Source organism: Mitsuaria sp. TWR114, assembly GCF_007997345.1.
Window position 1 is genome coordinate 1 of record NZ_VOSR01001061.1, and the last position, 1,249, is coordinate 1,249.

1 protein-coding gene is annotated in these 1,249 nt (G+C 76.9%); it reads left to right on the forward strand.

The annotated features are described in order from the left end of the window. Positions 1 to 58: 58 nt before the first annotated feature. Positions 59 to 1,249, forward strand: a 1,191-nt coding sequence (locus FUT87_RS27370) for a CHASE2 domain-containing protein (RefSeq protein WP_255512084.1), incomplete at its 3' end; no start/stop codon positions are given.

Sequence of the window (1,249 nt, forward strand, 5' to 3'; positions counted from 1 at the left end):
CGGGAACGGCGGGAACGGCGGGAACGGCCGGACGGGCAGGACGGGCGGAGGCCGGTCGCTGGAACCGGTCGCGCGTTTCCTCATCCCGTTCGCCGGACCGCCCGGCAGCGTCCGGCGCGTGTCCTACGTCGACGTGCTGCGCGGCCGGGTGGACGCCGCCACCTTCAAGGAGGCGACCGTGCTGGTCGGGGCCACCGCGCCGGGCTTGACCGATGCCTATCCCACCCCGGTGTCGCGCACCGAGGCGCTCATGCCGGGCGTGGAGATCACCGCGCAGGCCCTGGTCGCGCTGCGCGAGGGAAGGACTCTGCGCCCGCCGACGTGGTGGCAGGGCGCCTTGCTGGCGGTGACGCCGCTGCTGCTCGCGCTCGCGGTGCTGCGCCGGACGCGGCCGCGCGTCGGGCTCGGCGTGGCGCTTGGCCTGATGCCGGCGATCGTGGTGCTCGCCTGGGCGCTGCACCATCTGGCCGGCGTGGTGTGGGCGCCGTCGGCGGCGCTGGCGGGCCTGGCGCTCGTGATCCCGCTCTGGAGCTGGCAGCGCCTCGAGACCGCGCTCGCCTACCTCGAGCGCGAGTTCCACCGCGTGCGGGAGCGGCTGCCGCCACGCGACGGCCTGGCCGTCTCCGCGTCCGGGGGCGATCCGCTGGACCGCCGCATGGCCGCGCTGACCGCGGCGGCGAGCCGGTTGCGCCAGCTCGAGGGCCAGCGCCGGCAGGCGATGGATTTCCTCTCCCACGACCTGCGCGCGCCCTTGTCCGCGACGCTGGCCCTGATCGAGCTGGCCGACGCCGGCGCCGACGCCAACGGACCGACCCTGGCGGCGATCGAGGTCCAGACCCGGCGCGCGCTGGCGCTGGCCGAAGGTTTCGTCGAACTGGCCCGGGCGGAAGCGCCCGAGGCGCTGCGGACGGCGCCGCTGGACCTGCGCGACGTGATCGTCGAAGCGGTGGACGGCGCCTGGTCCGAGGCGCGCCAGCGCGGCGTCGCGATCGAGACGCGCGCGCCGGTCGAGGAGGCCGTCTGCGACGGCGACGTGGCGCTGCTGGTGCGCGCCGTGGGCAACCTGGTCGACAACGCGCTGAAGTACGGCCGCGCCGGCGGCGTCGTGCGCTGCGAGCTGTCCCGGACCGCGACGGGCTGGCGCATCGACGTGGCCAGCCAGGGCGAGCCGCTGGCGCCGGCCGAAGCCGCGCCACTGTTCGACCGCTTCGCCCGCGCCGCGGGGGGCGCCGCGCGCGCCACCGCCGGT